The organism is Parashewanella hymeniacidonis (genome assembly GCF_016900895.1).
Taxonomy (GTDB): Bacteria; Pseudomonadota; Gammaproteobacteria; order Enterobacterales; family Shewanellaceae; genus Parashewanella; species Parashewanella hymeniacidonis.
Genome location: NZ_JAFEUN010000259.1, coordinates 1 through 1685, shown reverse-complemented (window position 1 = coordinate 1685; position 1685 = coordinate 1). Strand labels below are relative to the sequence as shown.

General features: G+C 43.0%; 1 protein-coding gene and 1 pseudogene. Both read left to right on the top strand.

What is annotated here, in order from left to right:
• The first annotated feature begins 121 nt into the window (after positions 1-121).
• A complete protein-coding gene (gene tnpC, locus JQC92_RS22195; RefSeq protein WP_338049540.1) occupies positions 122-1081 on the top strand; it encodes an IS66 family transposase in 960 nt (319 codons plus the stop codon).
• Positions 1082-1304: 223 nt separating this feature from the next.
• Positions 1305-1685: pseudogene (locus JQC92_RS22190) on the top strand (ISKra4 family transposase); the annotation flags it as partial.

The following is a 1685-nucleotide window of genomic DNA, read 5'->3' as shown; positions in this document are numbered from 1 at the left end:
GCAGGTTGGGAAACGATTTGGGAAGGTTGGGATACCCTTCAATCTTATGTCGTTGGATATAGGATGGCGAAAGAAATGCTAGCTGACGGAGAAATGCACTAAGATCTGATCAAGAGACAGGATCAGCCGTGCTACTCTCATTAATTGGATGAAGAAAGGCATTGAACTGCTGAAACCGATTTACCAAGCCATGCTTAAGCACATTCTGAAAAGCAAAGTGCTGGCCATGGATGAGGTGCCCATTAAAGCTGGAAAAGCGGGTAAAGGTAAAATGAAACAGACCTACTTCTGGCCGATTTACGGCGAAGAAGATGAAGTGGCATTTACCTGGTCGGCAACCAAAAGTGCTCAACATGCGATTGAGCAGTTAACTGGCTTTAACGGCACCTTACTGACTGACGGTTATTCGGCGTACACCAAAACCGTCGACACTTTAAATCAGCAGGAGCACAGCATCATTCATGCAACCTGTTGGGTACACTGCCGTCGTTACTTTGAAAAAGCCTTAGCACTTGAACCAGAGTCAGCGCAACAGGCGCTGGATGAGATGGCGCTACTGTACAAGAATGAGAAGCATATCCGTGAAAAGGAAATTCCAGCCGAAAGAGCCTTAGCCTACCGGCAGGATAAGAGTGAGCCCGTGGTTTACCGTTTTTTCAAGTGGCTGCATGAGCAACGTCAGCGACCAGAGCTGTTACCTAGTAACCCGCTAAGAGTCGCACTGGAATATGCCGCAGAAAGAGAGACACAGCTGAAGGTATTTCTGACCAATCCGAACGTACCAATGGATACTAATCATCTTGAGCGTGCGTTAAGAGTGATACCGATGTGGCGTAAGAATTATCTGTTTTGCTGGACAGAATTAGGCGCAGAGCATCTGGGTATTCTTCAAAGCCTGATGGTTACCTGCCGACTTCAGGGTTTTAATCCCTACCATTATCTAGTTGACGTGCTTCAACGGATATCTCAGCATCCTAACGCTCTGGTGGAAGAGCTGATACCGAGTAAATGGAGAGCCAAATTTAAGGATGTTTTTTTGAAATCAGATTTGGAAAGTCTTAGCAGGTCTAGCTCAGATTAACCGTTTACTTCATTTGGATATAAAAAGTCAGAAGTTTTCTTCGGTAGGTAGAATGGTTCAACATATTCTGCTAAAACGATTTGGGTGCAGATCTTTTGAAACGACAAAAAATCAAAATAGATCCTGAAAGATCAATGGATTGATTGAAATAAGAAATGAACAAGGGAGCATTTTGTGCTAGTTATGTTGTTCCTACACATCATAACTCGACTAAAAGCTCCCTATGCAAGCAGAATACTTTAATTGCCAAGACATTTCATTCTTTTCTCAAGCACAAAATCAACTTGATGTGATGATTCAAAATCTAAACAGCGCAGAGCTACAAGATGCTGAGCATGGAGACATTGAACGATACATTCAGCAAGAGGGCTTTGAACTTCTCAGGCTATTACTTCAAGGTCATTTAGGTAAAAAGGCGAACAACGAACCTCATTTAACTTCTGTAACTTCAGCTGATGGCGTCGAGCTTACTCATGTCAGGCATCACACAAAGAGAAAAATGAGCAGTCTATTTGGTGATGTTACAGTACATAGAAAAAGCTATAGTAAACAAACTCATGCCGCTCACTTCCCAATGGATGAACAGCTTAACCTAGCAGATGAT